This window comes from Streptococcus suis, from assembly GCF_002964045.1.
GTDB classification, from domain to species: Bacteria; Bacillota; Bacilli; order Lactobacillales; family Streptococcaceae; genus Streptococcus; species Streptococcus suis_U.
Window position 1 is genome coordinate 1 of the sequence record NZ_POPB01000614.1, and the last position, 325, is coordinate 325.

Consider the following 325-nt stretch of genomic DNA (forward strand, 5'->3'; position numbering starts at 1 on the left):
TTGTTTGATTAGCGGGATGCTTGATAATAAATTTTGCATCGGCTAAGGGAGCCTTGTTTCCGCCTGCCTTTTGCTTGATAAATCGAAAACCGCCTGTTATCACCTGCTCCCTATCAACTAATGGAGTTAGATCTCCAGGATAGAGAGTTGCTGTATTTATCAATGGTTGATCTATTGCAGCTTCATCGGTAATAACCATATTGTAGGTAAGGTCTAGTGTTTTTCCGCCAAACTGAGCGAGTTTTGCAATATCAAACGATAGTTTAAAACGATTTTCTGACTGGCTGATTGACTCTATGAGACCCGCTTGTTCCTGTCCCTCAAT

The 325-nt window shown here is 41.2% G+C and carries 1 protein-coding gene; it reads right to left on the minus strand.

The genetic code is table 11. The annotated features are described in order from the left end of the window. A partial coding sequence (locus C1E99_RS14825) for an isopeptide-forming domain-containing fimbrial protein (protein ID WP_161951224.1) occupies positions 1–325 on the minus strand: 325 nt, incomplete at both ends.